The 1,849-nt window shown below is 68.1% G+C and carries 1 protein-coding gene and 1 pseudogene; both read left to right on the top strand.

The features are described from left to right. The first annotated feature begins 593 nt into the window (after positions 1–593). Entirely contained in the window at positions 594–1,073 is a 480-nt protein-coding gene (locus ABT001_RS35940) for a hypothetical protein (protein WP_351285900.1), read from the top strand. Between the two features lie 438 nt (positions 1,074–1,511). Beyond that, a pseudogene (locus ABT001_RS35935) lies at positions 1,512–1,849 on the top strand (hypothetical protein); the annotation flags it as partial.

Below are 1,849 nucleotides of genomic sequence, written 5' to 3'. Positions count from 1 at the left end.
CGCGGCACGCTGGGGAGTACCCGACCCCAAACACCTCGGCAGATCCCTCAAGCGGGAGTTCGGCGAAACCGTCAGCGACCTACGACACCAGTAAGACCAGCACGACTTCCGTCGACGGATTCCCCCAGGACCGGCACCCCGCTGAGCGAGACCGGAATCGCCGACCGGCGCGAGCAGCGGCAGGATTTGGAGGAGGCTCACCCCTGCTTCGGCCCACAGCCCCATCGGTCGTTCCGCGCTCCGCTCGAAGACAACCTCGCCGTCCGGGTCCTCGGGGGGCGCGGACCCGGGCCAGCGTTCCGACGCCTTCCTCGGACTGGTCGGGCATGAACGCCAGAACGGTCCTGTGGCCGGGGCCTTCGGTCGCGCCGAAGACATGGCCGCGCCCGGCCGTGAGGGCTGCGCCCAGCTCGTTCACCCGCCGTCGACGTCGTTGCGCAGACGCAGCGGCCATGAGGCCGCAACGCCGTCGATCTCGGCAGGGGAGGAGGTGATCAGGATGCCGTTGCCGGCCGTGTGCGATTTTTGCGGATCTCCGCGCTGTGGCTGGTGGGGTCCTACGATGAATACTCGCCTTGATGCTGGGAGCGCCGATGGCCACTGCTGAGCACACCCCGGACTACCCGCCGAAGAGCCCGCCCCCGCCCAAGCGTCCCCTGCAGCCGCCGCGGCCGGAAACCGGCCTGGTGGGTACCGCACGGGCCCGGATGAAGGTGCGGAACCGGCGGTCCGCGAACTGGTGCCTGGAGGCGGCCCCCTGGGCGGCGGGCAAAGCCACCGAACACGTGCTGAGGCAGCTTCACGAGTGGGGGTACCGGGAGGCGGACCAGGCTGCCGCAGATCTCACGGGCGCGCTGGTGCGTACGGCGGTCGCGGACGGTGGTCGCCGTGTGTCCGTGCATCTCGCAGACCAGGAGCGGCAGGCCTTGGTCGTTGCCCTGTCCCACCAGCCGGGGCTGGCAGGCGGTGACACCGCGGTGTTGCCCGAGCTGACCGGGCTGGGCGCGGTGTCGTGCGGCACGGACACCGCGGAAGACGGGCGCAGAGTGTGGGCGGTGCTCGACCTTCGGTGAGGACCGTCACCGAGATCGAGGCTGCCACGTTCATTGAATCGTTGACGGACAAGTTCCTCGGCTCTCCATGAACCTCCAGGCACGCTCTCCGCTCCTGCAACGGCGATGCGCGGCATACCCGGATGCGGGCGGCGACTTGCTGGGGGCTGTCGAGATGGGTCCGGAGCTCAGCGAAGTCACTGACAGTGCTGGCCCCGTCGTACCGTCCAGCTCCGCCGTCTTCTTGAGGGTAGACATACAACAATGGCGCTCCGCAGAGGAGTTGGCGGAGAGGGGCGTCTTCCACTCAGAATGCCTGGATTTATCGAGCAGTAGCGGGTTCTGGCACAGATATTGGGGAGCGATCACGGATTGCGACGATGCAAGAAGTGCCGATGTCAGAGGGCCCACGTAGCTTTCGGTTGACCGCCCGGCCGGGTGGCGAGGAGGGAGTAGGACATGGAGTGGGTCGGGGACGCGCGGCTGGCAGCCGGGCCTGAGGCCACCTGGTACTTGGAGGCGGCTTTCACGCGCGGTGCTCACCTTGGGACGGTGTACGACGATCCGACAACGCCGGTAGTCGTAACGTGCATCGAGGAGCTGACGACGATCCGCGTACCGAGCGGCCGGCTCGTCGTCGATGCGCCATTCCATGACGACCAGGTCTGGGAGTACAGAAGAGGGCTGCCGACCAGGCCCCCGCGGGAGCTGGCGGTGCGCATTCCCCCGGGCGTCTACCGGGTAGAGATCGCGTGGACGGCAGGCCCGTACGAGTTCATGGGCGAGCACGTCGACGG

Origin of the sequence: Streptomyces sp. NPDC002793 (assembly GCF_040295485.1) — a bacterium.
Lineage (GTDB): Bacteria > Actinomycetota > Actinomycetes > Streptomycetales > Streptomycetaceae > Streptomyces.
This window is presented reverse-complemented; position numbering and strand designations above follow the sequence as displayed.